The organism is Bradyrhizobium sp. CB82 (assembly GCF_029714405.1).
Classification (GTDB): domain Bacteria; phylum Pseudomonadota; class Alphaproteobacteria; order Rhizobiales; family Xanthobacteraceae; genus Bradyrhizobium.
Map to the genome: position 1 here is coordinate 2,687,499 of NZ_CP121650.1, position 22,209 is coordinate 2,709,707.

Genomic DNA, 22,209 nt, shown 5'->3' on the forward strand with positions numbered 1-22,209 from the left:
CTTACACCCGCGCTGCCCGCCACACTGAGTTGAATGGACAGATTTCCCACGCAGCGATCAGCTCTTTCGAGCCAGTCTTTGCCGATGCCGGGCGGCGCGCACCTTCGCGCGGTTGCCGCAAACCCGCATCTCGCACCAACGGCGGCGATTGTTCTTGGTCGTGTCGAAGAACAGCCAGCCGCATTCCTGGCCCGCGCATCGCTTGGTACGCAAGAGGTCCTTCTCCATCAACAGCGTCAAGGCTGAGAGCGTGATGGGGCCCAGAATGGCCGCGGCAATGTCGCGACGCGGGTCCCAGACCCAGATGTAGCTGCCAAAGCGCATCTTGATCTCGGCGTGGCCGAGGTTTGCAGAGTGGGCGGCCGATAGCGACGCGATCAGCTTTCCCGCGACCGGCCTCTGCTCGGCAAGCGCAGTCCCGATCGTCCAGATCAACTCCCGCAGCTCGATCGCGCGCTCGAAGATGCGTTGCGCCCGACGCGGATGGCCGGCGAGCGCGGCACGCGCATAGGCGCAATCGGCGGGCGGCATCACGCGCGCGTGCTCGACCCACTGCATGAGCGTGTCGAAGCCTCTCAGGTGCTCTTGTCTCGCGGGAGAGCCGTGCGCCGACGTCGTATTCGTGAAATCCCATGCCAGCTCGCCGCCGACGAGATCGAGACTGCCGGCGCGCGAGGGTAGCAGAAGCGGGGTCTTGATCCTGCGATCAGCGTTCATGTGTAACCATCAAACCGCATGTTTGCGTGGCAGCGGGTGCCCGGCATGGTCTCCGCCGCGCCATGACCCGCTCCATCCTAAGGCATTTCAGCATCCGGCGCACAGCGGAATCTGTAACCATCTATCCATTATTGACTGGTCGCGGTGTGCGTGACAGCCTGATCCCGGCAAAACGATATTTGGAGGTTACCATGACCGGTCGTCGCGGCGCTCTCCCCTTGCTCGTCTCATTGCTTGTCCTGCCTGTCGCGGTCGCAGCACCAGCCGTCGCGCAGCTGGCTGGCAGGGATGTCGAGATCGGCATCGGCGGGCCGTTGACGACGACCTCGGCCGGCTTCGGCGTCGAGATGAAACAGGCGGTGGAACTCGCCGTCGATGAACGCAACGACGCGGGCGGCGTCGCGGGCGCCAGGGTCACGGCCGTGGCTGCCGACGACAAGGCGGACGCGGAGACCGGAAAGGCTATCGCGAAGCGTTTCTGCGACGATCCGGCGATCCTCGGCGTGATCGGACATGTCAATAGCGGCGTGGCCATCGCCACCGGCAAGATCTACGCCGACTGCGGCCTTGCCGTCATCACGCCGATGGCATCGAACCCGAAGGTGACGGAAAGCGGCTTTGCCACCATCTTCCGCCTGACCAACCGTGACGACAGGAAAGGGCCAGGTCTGGCGCGCTACCTGATGCGGAAGATGGGCAAGACACGCGCGCTCGTGGTCGACGACGGAACGCCTTACGGCATAGGCCTCGCCGACCAGTTCGTGGCGGGTTTTGGCGACGGCGGCACGGTGGTCGCGCGCAAATCCGTACAGGTCGGGGAGAAGGACTTCTCCGATTTCGTGAGGTCGTTCCCTGCGGATTTCGACGTGCTGTTCTTTGCCGGCATTCGCGAAGGCGCGCTGATCCTCAAGCAGATGCGGGCGCAAGGATTGACGCAATTGTTCGCCTGCGGCGACGGATGCTGGGACACCAAGGCCTTCATTCAGGCCGCCGAAGGGGCCGCGACGCAAGCGGAAGGTGTTCGCGTTCTCTCCGCCGCACCCGCCATCGGCACCGTTCCCGGATCGTTCGAGTTCGGCGCCAGGTACACGGCGAAGTACGGACCGATCAACAACTATGCAGCGAGCTCCTACGACTCGGGCCGTGTCCTGATGGCTGCGATCGCCGAGGCCGCCAAGGAAAAGCAAGGCCTCCCGACACGCGCCGACGTCGTGGCAGCGCTGCGCAAGCTGACATTCCAGGGCATCGCCTACGCCAAGCCGGTGCAATGGACGGAGAAGGGCGACAACAAGTCAGCCGTGATCTTTGTCAACGCGGTCGAGGGCGACCACTTCAAGCAGGTCGACCAGATCGACGAGTGAGGCCTTTTGTCCTCCGGGCCGACCGCATCAGCCTCAGCGAGCGACCAGGTCGACCGCCGCCCATTCCGCTTTGCTCACGGAGCATGTCCGCCTCGGAGCCAAAAGCGCGACGTCGGTACGCACCTGAGCGCGGACCGACAGGACAGTGCTCAACTAGGAAAGCACGCCTGGGCCGTCAACGTTAGTGGCGAGAGATTGAGCACTTGCGGAAACTGAAACGCATAACTGGCGCTCACCTGATTGCCGCATGTTGGCGTGGAGTAGGTGAATGTCTGCGCCGGGAGACTGAGGCCGAACGCCTGCTGGGCGGCGTAACCGGCAATAGCGTCGCTGCTCGGGCAAAGCGTTGGATTGACGGTCGCGCAGCGTGCCGCCATTTCCGTCCCATGTTGCAGGCCGAGCTGGGTCCAAAACAGCAGCCCGAACTCGATGATTCCAAATATGAATAAAAAGAAAACCGGAGCGGTCAGAGCAAATTCCAGCGCTGACGCCGCTCGATTGTCTCGCCATATCGTCGTGAACGTCACTGCAGCCTCGCAGTGGATTGAGCGTTGTAGGTGTAGGTGGCGGCGACGATCTGATAGTTGATCAGAGTAGAGTACGTCGCCTGCGCCGAGACCGTCGTATATGTTCCGGCCTGCGCGCCGCCCGGGCAAACCGTACCGCAGCCAACACTGCTAACTCCACCGCTTGTTGGGCAGCCGCAAAACTGAACGGGCGCAGGTGATGCCGTGATGGCTGTGGAATTCGTTGCGCTCGTTACCGCGCTGGAGATTCCGCTCGTATCAAAGCCGCGCGCAATGGCATATTGCGCTCCCGCCTGCGCCGCCTCCTCGACCTGCATCTTGCGATAGACCGCGAGCCCAATATCAGCCACCGAGACGACCATCAGAGACAATAACGGGATCATGATGCCGAATTCGATGGCGGCTGCGCCGCTTGGATCGCCGACTGCCGCGCGGACGTACCGACGCAAGACATAAGGTAATCGACCTCGGTTCTCGGATAATGACTTTTTCATTTGCATCGGAGCCACCTCATTCGACGAGTTGCGCGGTCTGCGAGCCGATCGCCGCAGTGCCGAGTGCGGAACAATTGACCTGAAGATTCGACGTGCCGGTGAATGTCAGGGTATCCGCGATGATCTTGGTGCAGGAGGTACTCGTGCCGTTGCCGCCGCTGAAGCTAAGATTGGCTTTTGGCAGGTAGATCGCGCCGCCGAAGTTTTGGGTGCCGCCGCCCGTGAGATTAAAGGCCGTTCCCGCAGGCATGTTGCGGTCGCCGTACATGACGATCCCCTTGGTGGAGCCGGTGGTCGGCGCCGTCAAATCGATGATCGCGTTGCTGCCGATCGAGGCCGTGCCCCAGTTGCTGCCCGACCCCGTAAAGACCAGCGTCACGCCAGTGCCCGTAATCGTCGCGTTACCGGCGACGCTTAAATTAGCGCCGTCCAGGTAATAGATGCCCGGGCTTAGGCTTAGAGTGGCTCCAGCATTGACGGTGATGCCGCCACTGTAGCAGCCAGGGCTGAGGGAGTTGGTCTTCCCATTGGCGTTGATCGTGTACTTCTTGTTGTCGCAGCTCGGCTCCGAGGGTGGAACTACGTTTGCATAGGGATCGGCGACCGCCCGCATGTGGGTCCGGATGCCGTTGGTCGCGGTGATGTTGCTCGCGCCGGAGACGTCGCCAACCACTCCGACCTGATTAGCGGAAACGGAGGCGCTGCCGGCAACGTTGAGGGACGGGCTCGCGCCGGAGTTGCTGTAGAGGTTGCACTTGATCAGATTGAGTTGATTGCTTCCGCCCACGTTCACGGCCGGGCTCGCGCTCGAATTGAGCGCGAGTACGCAGCCTGTCCCGGAATTGGGTAGGGCGACCGCACGCGCGGTGATGAGCACAGGATCTGAGCCGAACAGCGACGATAGCAGCCGCTGTTGCGGCTGGCTCACCACGACTTCGACTGCCTGGGTGTTCGAGGTATAGTTGCCCGTCTTCGGCGGTTGGTTGACCACAACGGTGACGTTGTTCACGGCATTCGCGTAGCCATAGTTCGCTGTCACGGCATTGGCTTCGGAGGTCAGGTCGCCGCTCGCAGTTACGGCTGTTGCCGCACTCACCGCGCCTGAGTCGGCGGCACTCTGCATATTCTTATGCTTGTAGTACCACCATCCAACCTCGGTGCCGAGGCCGGCTGTGCCGACCAAAACAGGCATCAACAGCGCGGACAGGATCACGTAGCTGCCGGACTGGTCTCGAATGAACTGTTGAAACAAACTGGTCTGGCGCAGGCGCGGACTCGCTCCACTGCGCGACAGGTGTTGTGAAACACTGAAGGAGCGGCTGCAGATCTTCCTGAGGCTCATGTATCCTCCCGGGGTATTTGCCACTTTTTCCTAGGATAGATTGATGCAGACCGATTTAAAGGCGCCTCAATCGAGCTCATAAAACTTTAACGAATTCGGAGAGCAAGACGACTGGCACGTTGTGAGAGCGGCACTGTGGCCGCTTCCATGGTGTCGCCATGAGGGTCGAGCATGCCGGTTCCGTCGCCTGCTTGCGCGCCGCCGCTTCTAGCTCGCTGCTGCTCTCGCGCCGCTCCGGCATAAGCCAGCGCATTTGCGGTCGCAAACGGGCGATCAGGTCGCGCCAATCATCAGCCAGATTGCTCTGACGGTGTTTCGCGACATGTCACATCCAACAGAGAGATTGCCTTTGACTGTCGATTCTCATCGCAATCCAGTTTCACGCGCGCATTTCGACGAGCTACCGGCGTGACACCAGCGAACGAGTCATCCGCTAGTTTCCGCGAACCAAGTCCGCGGAAATTAAAGCCTCGGCTGCGCCATGCGCATGCGGCAGGCATATAATCCAGGAATTCACTCTGCTCGGATTTGTCGGACATTTGCACGCCGTCGAGCGCGACATCCACGAGCCTGGACCCGCGATTATCGCGCGGGCCTGCCAGCTGGTTGCGAGGAGGCGCGCGCCGCGTCATCAGTAACCTGATTGGTCACCGTTAAAACCCGAGAAGATCGCGGAGCGATTGCGGCAGGGCTATCCCCAACGCGCCCCTGTTGCGCTAAGGCGAATTGCGTGCCTCGATCGGATAGCAGTTGCACGGCCTTGAAGAGGACAAGTCGGAAGCGACGATCCCAAAAAAGCTTCTCAATGCCGGGAACCTGACATTTTTTTCATATTCTAACAGACTGCGCCGCGTCCTATGTGATTGACACGGACGGCCCCAGATCGATTCTGCTGCGGGAATAAACCAGCTTTCCAAGTTTTTTCTGCTTGCGATTGGCTGGATACTCCCCTTCGCAAGGGCGCAACAGATGACCGACAAGGAGCTTGCTCCGCCCAGATATTTGGTGCGTGAGGGCTGCAAGGGATGGATGGTTTACGACCGCAAGCGGAGGGGACCGGCATTGGTCGGGACCAATCCGGCGGTCAATTTGCCCCGGGAATTGGCAGACCACATTGCTCCATGGCTGATGGCCGGGTTGCAGGGCAAGTTTGCGCCTCGCAATGAACGCGCCCCACGACCCTGGCAGGGCCGGCCACCGGAGTTAAGAGCCGCCGGCGGCCTATTTAGTCTATGTAAGCGCGGTGAGTGAACAGCATGGACCAGGTCGGGTCGTACGGTGTGGAGTTCGCCCGCGATTGGGCTGAAGCCTCCGCGCGCTGGGGCGACGGCGGCGATGCCACGGTCTTCCAGCACAAGCACTGGCTCAATGCGTGGTACTGCGCCTTCGACGCTGCTCCCCTGATCGCCTTCATCGTGGATGCCGCAGCGCGGCGCGACATCGCGCTCGTTCCGCTGGTGTGGGGCAGACGCCACGGCGTGCGCGTCGTCGAGTTCGCCGATCTTGGCTGTAGCGATTACAACGCTCCGATACTGGCGTCCGACGCGCCGCGCGATTCCGCGAGCCTGCGCGCCATGGATTCCGCGTTGCTGACGGCGTTGCGCGCCTTGCCCGAGCGCCCCGACCTAATCCACTTGGTGAAGATGCCGCTCGAGATCCGTGGGCGTCCCAACCCGCTGGCGACGAACGGGCGGGCGACTGCCTGCCCGTTGAACGGCAACCTCGTCGAGTTCACCGATGATTTCGAGGACTATCGTGCCTCGATCGCCAAGATACAGTTGTCGCGCCGCTGGCGCGTCTTCACCCGCAATCCCGGAGCCAGGTTCGAGATCGTCGTCAACGTCGACGAGGCGCTGCGGATTCTCGACGTGATGGATCGCCAGCAGAACAAGCGCATGAAGGAGTTGGGAGAGAGGTTCGTACTCGACGAACCCCGCAACGCGAAGTTCTATCGCGACGTCGTCCGCCGCGGACTCGAAGACGGCTACGCCGTGGTTTCGGCACTTTTCTGCGGCGATGAGGTCGTGGCCACCACACTGGGACTGAGGCACGGCGCGGACTATTCCTTGGTGCGCAGTTCCAACGCCGGGGGGCCATGGTCGAACTGCTCGCCGAGTCTGCTTTGCATCGAACGGACGATGGCGGCCCAGCACAGGCAAGGCGTGCGGCACTTCGATCTCAGCATCGGCAACAGCGATTACAAACGGCGTTTCGGCGCGAGGCCGATCCCTATGACGGATGTCAGCATCGCACTGTCCTGGCGCGGCATGCCTGACGTGCTCGCCGACCGCGCCGTGCGGGAGCTGCGGCGCCATCCGCGCGCTTTCGCCGCGGCCAAGCGGCTTCGCAACGCATGTGGCGGCGCATCGCGGCCTGCAGTTTCGTATGCGACGATCTCTCCCACATATAGCCGAGCGCCGTTCAACTCCGGTTGCCGAGGGCTCGTTCCCATGTCTCTCGAACCAACGTCGAGCCTAAGCACTCTCGCTATTACCGAGCGGTCCTACAGAGCAACGATTGTGCCGGCCTCTGTCATTGTGGTTATGATCATTTCGGAGGCGGCGTGGCTAGTTGGACTCTGCTGGCTGACGATCCTCCTAAGCCGTTTCGCTTTCAGTTAGCGCGAGCGACCTCTCGGCTGGTCACAGACCGGCCTGGTCGGGCAAGAGCAGGAGCAATGGTCAGCATGCTCGAGGTGAGGGATCGCTATATGAGGACGGAGCAGCCGCCTGTTCTGCTCGCGGCAGGCACCGTCTTGCTTCGGCCACTTGGAATGGCGGGCATTCCGGCGATCGTCGCCTCGAGCGAAGGCGATGATCCGACATTCGCCTCCCGCTATTGCGGCGGCCGCTGCCTTCTTCCGCCGCGCAGCGAACCAACTGCGCTTGTCGATGCGCTGCTTGACGCCGGCGAACGACTTTCCAGCCGTCTCGGCCGCCGTGTTCCTCTAATGTATGGCGAGGATTACTTCCTCGAGCTCATCTATATGCATCGCGAGCGCTTGCAGGAGAAGTTTCTGCTGCTTCTATGCGATCCGGACGTCGCGATCGGGCTGCTGACGAAGGATCGGTTTGACGAACTCGCGCGCGCCAGAGGAGTCCCTGTGCCACGCAGCCTTGACTGGGATATACTTTCCGAGATCGATGGACCGGTGCTCGCTAAGCCGCGCTCCAAGTGCGATTGGCACCATTCGATGCTGCAGGCTCGGCTGCTCGGCGACTGTAGCAAGGCCCTTGTTTTCGAGAATGGCGGCGCCGCGATGGCGCAAGCTTCTGTTGCGTCCTTTAGGGATCAGCTCGTATTTCAGGAATACGTCCGGGGAAATGATCGCCAGCTTTGGTCATTCCATGGGGTTTCCGACGAGCAGGGCAAGCTTCTCGCTTCCTTCGTCGGGAGGAAGTTGCGGACCTTCCCGCCGCTCACGGGCGAGAGCTCCTTTATCGAGATGATCGAGAACGATGAGCTCGCGGCGTTCGGACGGCGGATTGCCGAACAGTTACCTCTGAAGGGTCCCTTCAAAATAGACTTCAAGACCGATCCCGAATCCGGTCAGCATTTCGCGTTGGAGGTGAATGCGCGATTCAATCTCTGGCATTGCCTTGGCGCGGCGAACGGCCTCAACCTCATGGAGGTCGCTTATAATTACGTCGTCGCCGGTAGGCGGCCACCACGTCTTTCCTATCGCACGGACACGCGCTACTTCAGCCTACCGCTCGATTGGCGCGCCTACCGCGCACTTTCGCGGCAAGGGCAGTTGAACCTCGCGGATTGGGTTTCCTCGATCCTCTTCTCGCGAACCGTCTACAACGTGTTCGCGTGGAGCGATCCAGTGCCGTTCGCGATGGCGTTCGTGCGAAAGGTTCGCAAGTTGTTCAGTCTGATGATGGCATGTGGGCGCCAATGGCTCTCTATGGCATCCTAGGCGACATCCACGGCAATCGCGAGGCCCTGATCGCGGCTCTTACGGCGATCGATTCTTACGGTCCCGAACGGCTCCTTTGTATCGGTGACATCATTGGCTATAACGCAGACTCCGATGAATGCACTGCCATCTTGCGCGAGCGCGGGGTGGTCTCGATCGCAGGCAATCACGATCTCATCGGCATCGGCATCCTTGGTTTTGAGCGCTGCTCGAACAAGGCAATGCATGCGCTCAAGCGCACGCGCTGCTCGCTCCAGCCCGGCACCGTCGAGTACCTGAGTTCGCTGCCGCTAAGCCTTCCTGTCGAGGATCGTGCAGTCTTGGTTCATGGCGGCGTGCGCGACGTGCAGCAGTATATGATCGGCACTCACCATATCGCGGAGAATGTTGCTTACCTTCGCGCGGATCTTCCGGGCCGCAAGATTTGCTTCTACGGTCATGTGCACCAGCAAAAAGTCTTCGAGATCGGGAAGGGTGGAGACATCCGCGAGCTTCCTGCGAACGGAGTCGTGAAATTGGATCCCGATCGCGAATATTTCATCAACCCAGGATCGCTGGACGCGTCACGCAAGCCTCAACCGAAATTGGCCGAGTTTGCACTATTCGACAGCGTCGTGCTGACCGTCGAGTTCCTGCGCGTGTCGTATGATGACGCTCTGACGGAAGCGAAGGCCGCCATGGCCGGATACCGTACCGGATTTTGGCGTGATCGGTATTACAGCTTGCGGCGCAAGCTCCTCGGCCGTTCGTGAGTGAACAGTGATAAAACGCCGACCACGCTTAAGCGGGCCGCTCTGCAACAATTACCGGTTCATCGAAGCCGATCAAGCGCCTGGAGGGGGTTGCGAGGCTCTAGCGCGCTGGCGCGCGCATGGACGCCGGCTGTCCTGGGAGCTTCAGCCTCGGGCCTACCTCGGTCAGCTTGCCATCGGCGAGGTTAAACACCTGCAGGTCCTGGTCGATGTAGTTGGCCACATACAGGTGGTCGCTGTTCGGGCTGTAAGCGATGCCCTCCGGCAGGCCGCCGAGCGGCGCACGCGCAGTCACTGTCAGCTTGCCGTCGGTGCCAATCGACATCAGAACGAGTTCGCCACGTTTGGTCTTGAACCAGTCGCTGTCCTTGGCCGAGGTGCCGAGCAATAGCGCCGTGGCTGCGGTTTTGCCATTGGGCGCGATGGCGAAGCCTTCCGGTCCGGTACCGGGGGTCATCACGTCGACCACGTGGGGATGTGGACCCGCCGCTGCGATTACCACCGCGGCATCGGCGTTGTTCTTCTGTGCGCCGGTGTTCGATGCGATGACGTACTGGCCGTCCGGCGTGATGTCGATGTTGTAGGGATTGAATGCCGATGGAATGTCCAACGACTTGTCGTAGGTCACGTTTTGTCCATCGACTGTCAACACGCCGATTTTGTTCACGAGGTTGAGGCAGACGAAGGCGCGCTTGCCGTCGGGTGCAATGACAACGGCCGCAGCCTGCTGCTCCAGCGGTACCTCGCCGACGGCCTTGACCGTTGTGCCCTGGATGGAGACAACAGAGACACTCTTGCCTTCTCGGTTGGCAATCAATGCGAGATCGCCCTTGCTTGAAATCGATAGACCGGACGGCTGTCGCCCGACGGCAACCGTGTCGATCAACTTCGGCGGATCGGCGGTGAGGTCAATCACGTACAGTTTGTCGTCGGGGACCGTTTTCCAGGAGTTGCCCTCCTGGACGTGAATCACGGAATTGGCGACCAGGCCCAGCTTGCCGTCTGGTGTGATCTGCAGGTTCGTGGGCGGGCCCAGCAGAGAGTTCGCCAGCGGCAGGCTTGAGCGAATCCTGGGCTTGGCTGGGTTGGAGATATCCATGACCAGCACGGCGTCATTGCCCGGAGCGCCGTTCGTCTGGCCCTCGGCACCGTACGTGATCTTGCTGTCAAGGCCGATCAGGATATCGTTGGTTCCGGCCTGCGCCAGGCCGCTGTCGACGAGGCTGGCCAGGCACATGGCGTAAACAGCACGGCGTAAGGTCATGATGCGTTTTCTCCCCGTTCCGCCGATTTCTTGATGAACCGTACCCCGCAGCCTCGAGGCCGGGCAACCCATCTGCGCCTGACGGCGCGATCGTGTTAAGAGCGTTGCGGCAAGTGTTTGGCGGGTTTCGCTCCGATGATGGCATTCTGCCAGTGATTTGCCCGACGTGTCAAATGATTTCGCAAAAAACGAAGGCCGTCGTGCCGCCACCGTCGACTCCTTTGCATGGGGTTGTTTTTGATATTTTGTTCAAGACCTGTGGCGATGGCGCAGCAAGACCAGCGCCGAAACGGGGGTGAACCATGTCGACGACAAGTCCGGGACAAGACGGCTACTTTCCGCGCTGGAAGCTGAAGACCTCCGGCGTGATCCTGCCCGAGGAACGGCTGCCCTGGGGCCAAACCATCATCGCCAGCCTGCAGCATGGCGTCGCGATGTCGGGGGCGACCATCATCGCGCCGCTGCTGATGGGGTTCGATCCCAATCTCGCGCTGTTCTTTTCCGGCGTCGGCACGCTGATCTTTTTTGCGGTCGTTGCGGGGCGTGTGCCCAGCTATCTCGGTTCCAGCTTCGCCTTCATTGCCGTCGTCATCGCGGCGACCGGCTATTCCGGGCAGGGACCAAATCCGCATATCGACGTTGCGCTCGGCGGCATCGTCGGCGCCGGCGTGCTCTACGGCATCATTGCGCTGATTGTGATGTGGGCCGGCGTCGGCTGGGTCGAGCGCCTGATGCCACCGGTCGTCACCGGCGCGGTTGTCGCGGCGATCGGTCTCAATCTCGCGCCGGTGGCCGTGAAGGCCGTGAGTGCTGGCACGTTCGAAACATGGGTCGGGCTCTTGACCGTGCTGATCATCGGCCTCACCGCGGTGGCGGCCCCGGGATTGTGGCGGCGACTGCCGATCATCGTCGGAGCCGTCGGCGGCTATCTCCTCTATCTCCTGCTTGCCAATGGCCTGGGTCTCGGCAAGCCGGTCGACTTCGCCCAACTCTCCGCTGCGCCCTGGATCGGCCTGCCGAGATTCACCACGCCGACCTTCCATGCCGATGCGATTGTCCTGATCGCGCCGGTCGCGATCGTTCTGGTCGCCGAGAATCTCGGCCATATCAAAGCCATCGGCGTGATGACCGGCAGAAGCCTGGACGGCTATCTCGGTCGTGCGTTCCTCGGCGACGGCCTTGCAACGATCGTCTCGGCCTGCGGCGGCGGCACCGGCGTCACCACCTATGCCGAGAACATCGGCGTCATGGCGGCGACCAAGGTCTATTCGACGCTGCTGTTCGCGGTCACCTCGGTGGTGTCGATCCTGCTCGGCTTCTCACCGAAGTTCGGCGCGCTGATCCTGTCGATCCCAGGTCCCGTGATCGGTGGTCTGTCGATCGTGTTGTTCGGCCTGATCGCGGCCATGGCCGGCCGGATCTGGGTCGAGAACAAGGTCGATTTTTCCGATCCGCGCAACCTGATCACGGTCGCGGTGGCGCTCACCGCCGGCGCCGGCGATCTCACACTGAAGTTCGGCGCTTTCACGATCGGCGGCATCGGCACCGCGACCTTCGGCGCGATCGTGCTCTACCAGGTGCTGGGGCGCAGCAGCGCGACGAATGCCTGACCGGCTTCGTCAGTCGGCCGGCAAAGGCAACTCGAGCGCGATGACGCCGTCGCCTGTGCCGGCCGCCCTGATGCTGTCGCGCGCCACCGATTCGATGGCGGGCCATCGCTCGCGGAACAGGGCCGATGCGTCATGAAAGTTCGCAGCATCGACCCTGACGCAGCACGCCCGCCGTTTGCCGCCATCTGCGATCTGGAAGGAGAAGGTAAAGCCGACGCGCTCCTTGTCGCCAATCATCGCCCGCTGTTCTCGCATCAGTGTCCCCTGATGTTGCATTGCCGGATCACCTTGCGTTTTCGATTTGGTATTTCCTGCGGCGCGATTGTGGCGCGGCGCAAATAGGTTTGCAGTGTTGCAAACATCTGACACTTGGCGTGAAGACGCAGCTCGCAGCCGAGGCCTGGACCAAGGCTCACGCTTCCAAGTTGCTGGCCGGGCGGTTACGATTCAGGCAGCGCGCATGCGCAAGGCTTGGGAACCAGCCATGGAAGCAAGGCGTGACGTCACCGCGATGGTCCTTGTGGTCGGCATCGGCCTGACGGCCGCGGTCACCATTGGCCTTACATCTGCCGCGAAAGCGCAGCAGGTCGCGCTCACAGCCACGCAGTCAAAGGCGATTGATGCCTACAACGATGCCTTGAGCCGCTTCAGGGCGATCCTTGCCGAGCGACGCCGCCAGATCGAGGCGCACGAGCCGCTTCCGAACCTGCCGGGGCAAGCCCTTTACCTGGCGCGCGTCGACGTCATGAGCACCTACAAGGATCTCACCGATGCACTTCCGTCGCGGATCGGGCGGCCCAACAAATACGAGGTTCCACCGGCCTATTTCGACGCCGACATCGAACCGCTGATCGACCAGTACAGAAGTCTCTTCGACGTCATGGAGGCGCCGCCCGCAAATGCGCAGGCCTCAAAGACCCCGTTCAAGGACGTCGCCGATCTCGGCATCGCGATTGGGCGGGCGAAGGGACTCGATGCGCGGCAGGCGGATGCGGCCGGCCGCATCAGCCTGGGGCTGTTCTTCGCCGAGACCAACGGCAAGCAGAATGTCGGCAATGGGCGCTCCAACACCTATATCGGCAGCTTTCAGACCGGTCCCTCCGAAGACCGCAATGGCCAGAAACGATGGCAAGCAATCAAGCCATCCATCGCCTCGCTTGATCCAAAACTGATCGCGCGCGACGAGGAGGAAGAGGGCCGCATCGGTCGGCTCGACCACCGGCTCAACCACTGGACCGCGGTGCGTGACGGCCTGATGAATGCCCACGCCGATCTCTTCGCAGAGATCCCCGACATCGTGAAGACACTGCCGGACCCGATCGACCAGATGAAATTCTTCGAACTCATCCAGATCATCCCGACCGCGACGCGAGCCGCGCTCAAGTCCGGCAATCTGCTTCAAAGCCGGATCTCCGACCCGACGGTCATGAAATATCTGCGCAACAACAGCATCTTTGCCTACGGACGCGCCGACAGGGCAAGAACGTCGGCGAGCTTCCGCGAGATCCTCGATGCGATGTGGCTGTTCAATCAGAAGTTCGCGCGGGCGCAGGTGGAGTTCGAACGCGTGCGCGCGCGGTGAGGGCATTCACCTCACCCTCTCCGCCAGCGATGCGAACGAACAGCTTCGATCCGCCGGCACCGTCGGGCTTGAACACCGACGCCTCGCCCTCGCGCACGTCGAACCAGTCCTTGCCGAAGGCATCCATGAGGTTCAGCTTGTGCGAGCGGCCGGCGGCGTGGCCGCGAGCTTGCGCAGCGGGTGGGCGCGGCGGTTGTTCTCATCGGGCGACATCCACGAGACCGCCCTCGGACGTCTGCGGATGCCGTGCCCTAATCAGGTCAGTTACCCTGACCATCTTTTGGCGTTGCAGTTTCAGCCAATTCTCGTCTAGAAACGCCTCAACGAGCCTCCCGGCAACGAACCGTCAACGGTTTTGGCCGAGGATTTCGTGGCTCAAAGGGTCTGGCAATGCTGATTCGCGGCCAAAACGACGGGATTTCGGGGGAGGCGGCTCCGGCTGCCGGCGCCGCCGCGTCCGCGCCCGCGATGCTGCCCACCCTTCTTCTTGGCGAGCTCCTTCTTACCTGCCCCTGAGGGCCGGCTGGGCGAGACGCGCCTTGGCACTCAGGGGTTGTACGAGATCACCGGACACCTCAAGCGCTCGAGCCAACCGAAGGGCGCACCAGCTTAAAGGAAATTTCGAAATGGCCCCCGTGAACAAGTCCGAGAAGGACCGCGTCATCATTTTCGACACCACCCTGCGCGATGGCGAGCAGTGCCCCGGCGCGACCATGACGTTCGAGGAGAAGCTCGAAGTCGCGGAGTTGCTCGACGATATGGGCGTCGACGTGATCGAAGCCGGCTTTCCCATCACCTCCGAAGGCGACTTCCAGGCGGTCAGTGAGATCGCCCGCCGCTCCAAGAACTCCGTCATCGCCGGTCTGTCGCGCGCGCATCCGGCCGACATCGACCGCTGCGCCGAAGCGGTGAAGTTTGCAAAGCGCGGCCGCGTCCACACGGTGATCGCGACCTCGCCGCTGCATATGCGGGTGAAGTTGAACAAGACTCCGGAGCAGGTGATCGAGACCTCGGTTGCCATGGTCGCTCGCGCCCGCAACCTGATCGACGACGTCGAATGGTCGGCCGAGGACGGCACCCGCAGCGAGATGGATTTTCTCTGCCGTATCGTCGAGGCCGTCATCAAGGCCGGCGCCACCACGGTGAACATTCCCGATACCGTAGGCTACACCACGCCCGACGAGTACACCCACTTCATGAAGACGCTCATCGAGCGCGTGCCGAATTCGGACAAGGCGGTGTTCTCCGTACACTGCCATAACGACCTCGGCATGGCCGTTGCGAATTCGCTGGCCGGCATCGTCGGCGGCGCGCGCCAGGTCGAGTGCACCATCAACGGCATCGGCGAGCGTGCAGGCAATGCCGCGCTCGAAGAGATCGTGATGGCGATCAACGTACGCAACGACAAATTCCCGTACTGGAACAAGATCGACACCACGCAGCTCACCCGCGCTTCAAAGGTGGTGTCTGCGGCGACCTCGTTTCCGGTGCAGTACAACAAGGCGATCGTCGGTCGGAACGCCTTCGCGCATGAGAGCGGCATCCACCAGGACGGCGTGCTGAAGGACGCCTCGACCTACGAGATCATGCGGCCCGAGATGGTCGGCCTGAAGCAGTCCTCGCTGGTGCTGGGCAAGCATTCCGGCCGCCACGCCTTCGTGCACAAGCTGGAGGAGATGGGCTACAAGCTCGGTCCGAACCAGCTGGAAGATGCGTTCGCGCGGATGAAGGCGCTGGCCGACCGCAAGAAGGACATCTACGACGAGGACATCGAGGCGCTGGTCGATGAGGAAATGGCGGCCTCGCACGACCGCATCAAGCTGACCTCGCTGACAGTCATCGCCGGCACCCATGGTCCGCAACGCGCGACCATGAAGCTCTATGTCGACGGCCAGACACGTATTGAGGAAGCAGAAGGCAACGGGCCTGTCGATGCGGTCTTCAATTGCATCAAGGCCCTGGTGCCGCACGATGCAAAACTCGAGCTGTACCAGGTTCATGCCGTCACCGAAGGCACGGACGCGCAGGCCGAAGTCTCGGTGCGGCTGTCGCATGAGGGCCGCTCGATGACGGCGCGTGCGGCGGATCCGGACACGCTGGTGGCCTCCGCCAAGGCCTATCTCGGCGCGCTCAACAAGATCGTCATGAAGCGCCAGCGCGATACGGTGCAGACGGCGGCGGCGAGCTGACGTTGCTGACTTCGCCTCTCCCGCTTGCGGGGGAGGCCGACGCGCGAAGCGCGGCGGGTGAGAGTTTCTCGGGGATTCTCGCTTGCCGATACGCTTGCGGATACGCCCTCTCCCCAACCTCTCCCGCAAGCGGGAGAGGGGGCGCAGCGGTTCTCGCGGCGTTCATGATGAATACCTGCCCTGCTAACGGCCAATAGCACCTGCGCGCGCCGGCCTGTATGGATGCAGCCGGCTCGATCAAGGCCGCCCGCATGCTGGGCGGCCCAAATAACAACAAGGGAGAGATCATGCGCACCTTCGCGATCGCGGCATCCGTCGCGGCTTTGGTTCTGGGGCTTGCCGGTGCTGCCGCCGCCGATCCGATCGTCATCAAGTTCAGCCACGTGGTTGCGACGGATACGCCGAAGGGCAAGGCGGCCGAGAAGTTCAAGGAGCTCGCCGAGAAGTACACGGGCGGCAAGGTGAAGGTCGAGGTCTATCCGAACTCGACGCTCTACAAGGACAAGGAAGAGCTCGAGGCGCTGCAGCTGGGCAGTGTGCAGATGCTGGCGCCGTCGAATTCCAAGTTCGGTCCGCTCGGCATCCGCGAGTTCGAGGTGTTCGATCTGCCCTACATCCTTCCCGACCTGAAGACACTGCGGAAGGTGACGGAGGGACCGCTCGGCGCGAAGCTGCTCAAGCTGCTGGACACCAAGGGCATCACCGGCCTTGCCTATTGGGACAACGGCTTCAAGCAGATGAGCGCCAACAAGAAGCTGATCACGCCGGCCGATTATCAAGGCGTGAAATTCCGCATCCAGTCCTCGCGCGTGCTCCAGGCGCAGTTCAAGGCGCTGGGCTCGTTGCCGCAGGTGATGGCATTTTCCGAAGTCTACCAGGCGCTCCAGACCGGTGTCGTCGACGGGCAGGAGAACACCTGGTCCAACATCTACACCCAGAAAATGCACGAGGTGCAGAAGTACATCACCCAGACCAATCACGGCTACATCGGTTATGTCGTGATCGTGAACAAGAAGTTCTGGGACGATTTGCCGGCCGACATCCGCGACCAGCTTGCGAAGGCGATGAAGGAAGCGACCGACTACAACAACGCACAGTCGCAGAAGGAGAACGACGACGCGCTCGCCGAGATCAAGAAGAGCGGCAAGAGCGAGATCATCTCGCTGACGGCGGAGCAGGACGAGGCGATGCGCAAGGCGATGGAGCCCGTCTACAAGGATGCCGCGAGTCGCGTCGGCCAGCCGTTGATCGACGAATTCCAGAAGGAAGCGAAGAGCGCGACGAATTGAGTTCGCCCGTCGTTGCAACGCGAGAAGGCCTTCCGCGCGACGCGGAAGCCCTTCGTCCGTTCAAGCATGATTGTTGCGAATGATTTCAAAGTGCAGCCGTGGATTACATCTTGGTAAGACTGCTCTCTCTATCGAAGTTGTAAGTTGAACCGCGCGCAAATGGCGCCCATCTTCAGGGAACCTTGCAAGAGGAGGGTTCGTATGAGAAGGTTCGCCATCGCCGCCATCGCCGCGCTCAGCATCGCCGGCTCCGGCGCGGTTTACGCGCAATATCACCGCTTCTCCGACCACATGCGCCACATGCGCATGAATCCGGAAGACCGGGCCGCCTTCGTCGACGCGCGGATCGCGGCGGTGCATGCCGGCTTGAAGCTGAATGCCGACCAGGAGAAGCTATGGCCGCCGGTCGAGGCGGCCGTGCGCGATTTCGCCAAGCTGCGAATCGATCGCGCCAATGCGCGAATGAATGCGGCGCCTGACGATTCCGACAAGCCGGAGGATCCGGTCGCCCGCCTGCGCCAGCGCGCCGACGACATGGGCGCCGCGTCCGCGGCGCTGAAGAAGATCGCCGATGCCGCCGATCCCCTCTACAAGACGCTCGATGAGGGCCAGAAGCGGCGCCTGGCTGTCCTGACCCGTCATCAGGGCCCGTTCGGCGGTGAGGGGGGCTGGCACCATCGCTTCATGGACCGCGGCATGGACCGCTTCCACGGCGGGAACCGGGATGGCGGGTCGGACCTGGATGGCGGAGGCCTGTAAGGCCCCGCAATTCTCCGGGCCGAGCGAGCGAAGCCGCTGGAATCCGGCGGCTTTTCTCCTTTTGGGACCTGGCCATGAAGACTTGGAAAACCTCGTCCACATCGCTTGCCTTCCCGGGATCGCTTTGCTAAACGACCGGCCTCGCAAGGCGTTAGCCGCCTTTCGGGCGCATAGCTCAGTTGGTAGAGCAGCTGACTCTTAATCAGCGGGTCCCAGGTTCGAGCCCTGGTGCGCCCACCATTACAAAAACCTTTATTTTCAAGAGCTTCGCGGAGATAGCGGTCGAGAATAAAGCGGTTGTCGTGCGACGTTTCATGGTCCGAGTTGCATGCTATATTGCTGTTCGGCTTTTGTTTTTGTACCTGCACCCATTCCAATACAGCGCGCAGAGCCGACAATACAGGTCGGTCCTGTGGTCGTCGTAGAATAGGGTGTTAGAGCGAGCGAAAGGGACAATCTAGTCTGCCAGCGGTTCGTGTAATGCGGACCTTCGCCCCGGCGTTCTCCAGAAAGAGCCGGGCAGCGACTTGGCGGGGAAGGCAGCTTGGGGGCGCAAAGCGGCGGTTCGCTTGTCTGATTGCGGTGATGCTCGACCAGAATTGCCGCTCACTGCGAGGAGCGAACATCTCCGCCGCCGAGTTGGGCCACGACCCAATCCGCAAAAGCTCGTACCGACGATCTTTGTCGGCTTGCGCGCGGGTAGATCAAGCGGTGACCGACGTAGCGGATATCGTTGGCGCGTCCGGCCAATGGAGACACCAATCGCCCGCTCGCCAGTTCGCGCTCGGCCAGAAGCGTCGATTCCAACGCCACGCCCAAGCCTTCGGCCGCCGTCGCGATCGCAAGAAAGCTCCGATCGAATCTCATTCCGTGAAGGGCGGGGGCTTCCAATCCATTGGCGGTGAACCATTGGTGCCATTGAACCTGCTTCACATCCGAGCGGATGAGCGTCTGATCGATGAGATCAGAAGGCTTTCTTATCGACTTTGCTAGGGCAGGCGAGCAGAGAGGAGTGACTGTCTCCTCTGGGAGAGGGGCAATCTCGACGCCCTCCGCACGCGGCGGACCGTAGACGATGTCGATATCAAAATCGTCGTTGCTGAAGCGAGCATAGTCCGTGCTCGCAGCCAGCCGAACTTCTAGCTTCGGATAAGAGGCGAGAAACTGTGCGAGGCGCGGCGCAAGCCATTGCGCGGCAAAGCTCGGCGCGGAATGAACGCGTACCAATTGCGGTCCGCGCGCGGCAACTTCCTCAAGTCCGCGGCGGAGCTGATCGAACGCCGCTCCCGTGTGACGCATCAGATTTTCGCCGGCCGGCGTGAGCCGCACGGAGCGCGCGCTGCGCTCGAACAGAACCGTGCGAAGCGTGGCCTCCAGCTTGCGGATGGCATGACTGACTGCACTCGGCGTCAGGTGAAGCTCATTCGCCGCATCGCGAAACGATCCGGTGCGGGCCGCGGCTTCAAAGGCACGAATTGCCGATATCGGGACATTCGACAGCATTTCACAAGTGAACCAGATTCATCGATCCATGACAACTGTGCGCTTGTCCATTGGCCTTCCGCGGGTCATTCCTAGCCTTGCCAAGGAAGAACAATATGCGGGAGGAACTGATGCTGCTCAGCGGTAAGACGGCCATCATTTCGGGCGCGGCTTCGCCGCGCGGCATCGGTCTTGCCACCGCCCGACGGTTCGCCGCCGAGGGCGCTCGGGTCGCCATTCTGGATATTGATGCCGGCGCTGCGGCGGATTCTGCGGCATCCCTTGGGCAGTCCCACATTGGACTTCGGTGCGACGTCGCCGACAAATCGTCCTGCGAGCAGGCGGTGGCGCGCGTGGTCGAATCCTTCGGCGGCGTCGATGTCCTGATCAACAACGCCGGCATCACTCAGCCGGTGAAGCTCTTGGAAATCACGGCGGCCGATTGGGATCGCATCCAGGACGTCAATCTGAAGGGTGTTCTGTTCCTCTCCCAGGCGGTGATCCCGCATATGCGCGCACGGAAATCCGGATCGATCGCATGCATGTCGTCGGTCTCGGCCCAACGTGGCGGCGGAATTTTTGGCGGGCCGCACTATTCGGCCGCGAAGGCCGGCGTGCTTGGTCTTGCCAAGGCAATGGCCCGTGAGTTTGGTCCGGACGGCATCCGCGTCAATTGCGTCACGCCCGGCCTAATCGGCACCGATATCACCGCGGGCAAGCTGACCGACGAGATGAGGGCGAAGATCCTGGAAGGCATTCCGCTCAATCGCCTCGGCACGGCCGAAGACGTCGCCGGGATCTACACGTTCCTGGCCTCGGATCTCTCCGCCTACGTGACCGGTGCCGTGATCGACGTCAACGGCGGCATGCTCATCCACTGAGCCCAGCGAGACAAGGTCCAAATCCATGGAAACGCCGAGCAACGCGCTTACCAACACGCCGAAGCTAGCCGACCGCGCCTACAACATTCGTCGCAACGCCCTGCGCATGGGTGAAGTCCAGGGGCAGGGCTATATCGCGCAGGCGCTGGACATCTCCGATGTTCTCGCCGTGGCCTATTTCCACGCGATGCGCTACCGGCCCGAAGATCCTTCCTGGCAGGGCCGCGACCGTTTCCTTCTGTCGAACGGGCATTACGCCATCGCGCTCTACGCGGCCTTGATCGAGGCGGGGATCGTCCCCGAAGAAGAGCTCGAAACCTATGGCAGCGACGAGAGCCGCCTGCCGATGTCTGGTATGGCGTCTTATACGCCAGGAATGGAAATGTCGGGCGGCTCGCTCGGACTTGGACTCAGCATCGCCGTCGGCATGGGCCTCGGCCTCAAGCGCAAGAAATCCGAGGCGCGGGTGTACACGTTGTTCTCCGACGGCGAGCTCGACGAAGGCTCGGTCTGGGAGGCCATCCAGTCGGCAGGCCACTACAAGCTCGACAATCTGATCGGCATCGTCGATGTCAACAATCAGCAGGCCGACGGTCCTTCCACGCAGGTCATGGCCTTCGAGCCGTTGGTCGACAAGCTTCAGGCTTTCGGCTGGTTCGCGCAGCGCATCGACGGCAACGATCTCGATGCCGTGGTTGCTGCCTTCGATGCGGCCAAATCGCACCCCCAGCCCAAGCCGCGTATGATCGTCGCCGACACCCTGATGGGCAAGGGCGTTCCTTTCCTAGAGCAGCGCGAGAAGAACCATTTCATCCGCGTCGAGCAGCACGAATGGCAGCTCGCGCTTGCCGCGCTCGAAGCCGGGAGGCAGGCATGAAAGCCATCAGATCAGCACCACACCCGGGCAGGCCGCGCCTGACCACCTCAGCCATGATCGCTTCGATCGCGGCGGAGGGACAGAAGACGAAACCGGCGCCCTTTGGCCACGCGCTCGTCGAGCTTGCACGCAGGCGCCCTGATGTGGTCGGCATGACGGCCGATCTCGGCAAGTACACTGACCTACACATCTTTGTGAAGGAATTTCCGGACCGTTATTACCAGATGGGCATGGCAGAGCAGCTTCTGTTCGGCGCTGCCTCGGGCCTTGCTGCCGAAGGCTTCATGCCGTTCGCGACCACCTACGCTGTGTTCGCCTCGCGGCGCGCTTACGATTTCATACACCAGACGATTGCTGAGGAAGACCGCAACGTGAAGATCGTCTGCGCATTGCCAGGCCTGACCTCGGGCTATGGCCCGAGCCATCAGGCCGCGGAGGATCTCGCGCTGTTTCGCGCGATGCCGAACATGACGGTCATCGATCCCTGCGATGCCCACGAAATCGAGCAACTGGTGCCTGCCATCGCGGCTCATCAGGGGCCAGTCTACACCCGCCTGTTGCGAGGCCAGGTTCCGGTGGTCCTGGACGAATACGACTACAAGTTCGAGCTCGGCAAGGCCAAGTTGATTCGTGACGGGAAGGACGCCTTGGTTGTCGCATCCGGCATCATGACGATGCGTGCGCTCGAGGCCGCGCAGACCTTGAAGCGCGACAACGTTGATATAGCGGTGCTGCACGTTCCGACCATCAAGCCGCTCGACACCGAGACGATCTTGCGCGAAGCCGGAAAGCCCGGCCGCCTTGTCGTCGTTGCCGAAAACCATACGACGATCGGCGGCCTTGGCGAGGCCATTGCCGCGCTTCTGATGCGTTCAGGCGTTCATCCGCCTTTCCGCCAAATTGCATTGCCGGACGAGTTTCTTGACGCCGGCGCGCTTCCGACACTGCACGACCGCTACGGCATTTCCACCGCAGAGGTCGCAAGGCGGATCAAGCAGTGGCTCTAGTGTACCGGCGCTAAGCGCCCCCCAGCCAAGCCCCGGTAAAGAGCTACGCCCGACGCTTGTTGCGGCGGCGAGCGATGGCTCTTGCCCGAATGCCGGCGATCGAGAGCCGGTGAAGGAAGAGCCTGAAGGCCGCACGCCAGCTTGGGCTGACGCA

19 protein-coding genes and 1 tRNA gene are annotated in these 22,209 nt (G+C 61.9%); 13 read left to right on the forward strand and 7 right to left on the reverse strand.

Going from position 1 to position 22,209, the window contains the following annotated elements; genetic code table 11:
- Positions 1-57: 57 nt before the first annotated feature.
- Positions 58-717 (reverse strand): CGNR zinc finger domain-containing protein, encoded by a 660-nt coding sequence (locus QA640_RS12960; RefSeq protein WP_283041013.1) that lies wholly within the window; start codon positions 715-717, stop codon positions 58-60.
- Between the two features lie 191 nt (positions 718-908).
- Here QA640_RS12960 and QA640_RS12965 point away from each other — a divergent pair, with 191 nt between their 5' ends.
- On the forward strand, positions 909-2,078 hold the full coding sequence (locus tag QA640_RS12965) for a branched-chain amino acid ABC transporter substrate-binding protein (RefSeq protein ID WP_283041014.1): 1,170 nt from the start codon (positions 909-911) through the stop codon (positions 2,076-2,078).
- A gap of 149 nt (positions 2,079-2,227) precedes the next feature.
- Here the strand turns inward: QA640_RS12965 and QA640_RS12970 are convergent, their stop codons facing one another.
- The 3 genes from QA640_RS12970 to QA640_RS12980 are packed head-to-tail and all read right to left on the reverse strand — an operon-like array spanning position 2,228 to position 4,441.
- Positions 2,228-2,605, reverse strand: coding sequence for a TadE/TadG family type IV pilus assembly protein (locus QA640_RS12970; RefSeq protein WP_283041015.1), 378 nt, complete (start codon positions 2,603-2,605; stop codon positions 2,228-2,230).
- A complete protein-coding gene (locus QA640_RS12975; protein WP_283041016.1) occupies positions 2,602-3,105 on the reverse strand; it encodes a TadE/TadG family type IV pilus assembly protein in 504 nt (167 codons plus the stop codon). Before QA640_RS12975 ends, QA640_RS12970 begins: the two co-directional genes overlap by 4 nt.
- Positions 3,106-3,115: 10 nt before the next feature.
- Positions 3,116-4,441, reverse strand: coding sequence for a pilus assembly protein TadG-related protein (locus tag QA640_RS12980; protein ID WP_283041017.1), 1,326 nt, complete (start codon positions 4,439-4,441; stop codon positions 3,116-3,118).
- 1,256 nt (positions 4,442-5,697) lie between these two features.
- Here QA640_RS12980 and QA640_RS12985 point away from each other — a divergent pair.
- The 3 genes from QA640_RS12985 to QA640_RS12995 are packed head-to-tail and all read left to right on the forward strand — an operon-like array spanning position 5,698 to position 9,115.
- A complete protein-coding gene (locus QA640_RS12985; protein WP_349253716.1) occupies positions 5,698-7,062 on the forward strand; it encodes a GNAT family N-acetyltransferase in 1,365 nt (454 codons plus the stop codon).
- A gap of 56 nt (positions 7,063-7,118) precedes the next feature.
- A complete protein-coding gene (locus QA640_RS12990; protein WP_283041018.1) occupies positions 7,119-8,363 on the forward strand; it encodes a hypothetical protein in 1,245 nt (414 codons plus the stop codon).
- A complete protein-coding gene (locus tag QA640_RS12995; RefSeq protein WP_283042782.1) occupies positions 8,342-9,115 on the forward strand; it encodes a metallophosphoesterase family protein in 774 nt (257 codons plus the stop codon). The genes QA640_RS12990 and QA640_RS12995 overlap by 22 nt, the downstream gene beginning before the upstream one ends.
- Before the next feature lie 100 nt (positions 9,116-9,215).
- Here the strand turns inward: QA640_RS12995 and QA640_RS13000 are convergent, their stop codons facing one another.
- The gene (locus tag QA640_RS13000) at positions 9,216-10,379 is read right to left on the reverse strand and encodes a YncE family protein (protein WP_283041019.1); all 1,164 of its coding nucleotides are present in this window, start codon (positions 10,377-10,379) and stop codon (positions 9,216-9,218) included.
- Positions 10,380-10,681: 302 nt separating this feature from the next.
- On the opposite strand from QA640_RS13000, the gene QA640_RS13005 reads away from it, so the two are divergent.
- Positions 10,682-11,989 (forward strand): solute carrier family 23 protein, encoded by a 1,308-nt coding sequence (locus QA640_RS13005; protein ID WP_283041020.1) that lies wholly within the window; start codon positions 10,682-10,684, stop codon positions 11,987-11,989.
- A gap of 9 nt (positions 11,990-11,998) precedes the next feature.
- Here QA640_RS13005 and QA640_RS13010 read toward each other — a convergent pair whose 3' ends face one another.
- Positions 11,999-12,244, reverse strand: coding sequence for a hypothetical protein (locus QA640_RS13010; RefSeq protein WP_283041021.1), 246 nt, complete (start codon positions 12,242-12,244; stop codon positions 11,999-12,001).
- A gap of 229 nt (positions 12,245-12,473) precedes the next feature.
- Here QA640_RS13010 and QA640_RS13015 point away from each other — a divergent pair, with 229 nt between their 5' ends.
- From QA640_RS13015 to QA640_RS13035, 5 genes are all read left to right on the forward strand, one after another.
- Positions 12,474-13,571, forward strand: a complete 1,098-nt coding sequence (locus QA640_RS13015) for a hypothetical protein (protein ID WP_283041022.1) — start codon at positions 12,474-12,476, stop codon at positions 13,569-13,571.
- 626 nt (positions 13,572-14,197) lie between these two features.
- Positions 14,198-15,760: a 2-isopropylmalate synthase gene (locus QA640_RS13020; protein ID WP_283041023.1), complete on the forward strand. Its 1,563-nt coding sequence runs from the start codon at positions 14,198-14,200 to the stop codon at positions 15,758-15,760.
- A 287-nt stretch (positions 15,761-16,047) separates the two neighbouring features.
- Positions 16,048-17,049, forward strand: coding sequence for a TRAP transporter substrate-binding protein (locus tag QA640_RS13025; RefSeq protein ID WP_283042783.1), 1,002 nt, complete (start codon positions 16,048-16,050; stop codon positions 17,047-17,049).
- Between the two features lie 201 nt (positions 17,050-17,250).
- Positions 17,251-17,808 carry a Spy/CpxP family protein refolding chaperone gene (locus tag QA640_RS13030; RefSeq protein ID WP_283041024.1) on the forward strand — a complete coding sequence of 186 codons (558 nt, stop codon included), beginning with the start codon at positions 17,251-17,253 and terminating at the stop codon, positions 17,806-17,808.
- A 164-nt stretch (positions 17,809-17,972) separates the two neighbouring features.
- Positions 17,973-18,048 (forward strand) — tRNA-Lys (locus tag QA640_RS13035).
- A 366-nt stretch (positions 18,049-18,414) separates the two neighbouring features.
- On the opposite strand, the gene QA640_RS13040 is transcribed toward QA640_RS13035, so the two are convergent.
- Positions 18,415-19,311, reverse strand: coding sequence for a LysR substrate-binding domain-containing protein (locus tag QA640_RS13040; RefSeq protein ID WP_283041025.1), 897 nt, complete (start codon positions 19,309-19,311; stop codon positions 18,415-18,417).
- A 110-nt stretch (positions 19,312-19,421) separates the two neighbouring features.
- Between QA640_RS13040 and QA640_RS13045 the strand changes: the two genes are divergently transcribed.
- From QA640_RS13045 to QA640_RS13055, 3 genes are read left to right on the forward strand one after another with little or no spacing between them, the layout of a single operon-like run.
- Positions 19,422-20,171, forward strand: coding sequence for a glucose 1-dehydrogenase (locus tag QA640_RS13045; RefSeq protein ID WP_283041027.1), 750 nt, complete (start codon positions 19,422-19,424; stop codon positions 20,169-20,171).
- Between the two features lie 25 nt (positions 20,172-20,196).
- Positions 20,197-21,048: a transketolase gene (locus tag QA640_RS13050; RefSeq protein WP_283041028.1), complete on the forward strand. Its 852-nt coding sequence runs from the start codon at positions 20,197-20,199 to the stop codon at positions 21,046-21,048.
- Positions 21,045-22,055: a transketolase family protein gene (locus tag QA640_RS13055; RefSeq protein ID WP_283041029.1), complete on the forward strand. Its 1,011-nt coding sequence runs from the start codon at positions 21,045-21,047 to the stop codon at positions 22,053-22,055. The genes QA640_RS13050 and QA640_RS13055 overlap by 4 nt, the downstream gene beginning before the upstream one ends.
- The last annotated feature ends 154 nt before the right edge of the window (positions 22,056-22,209 follow it).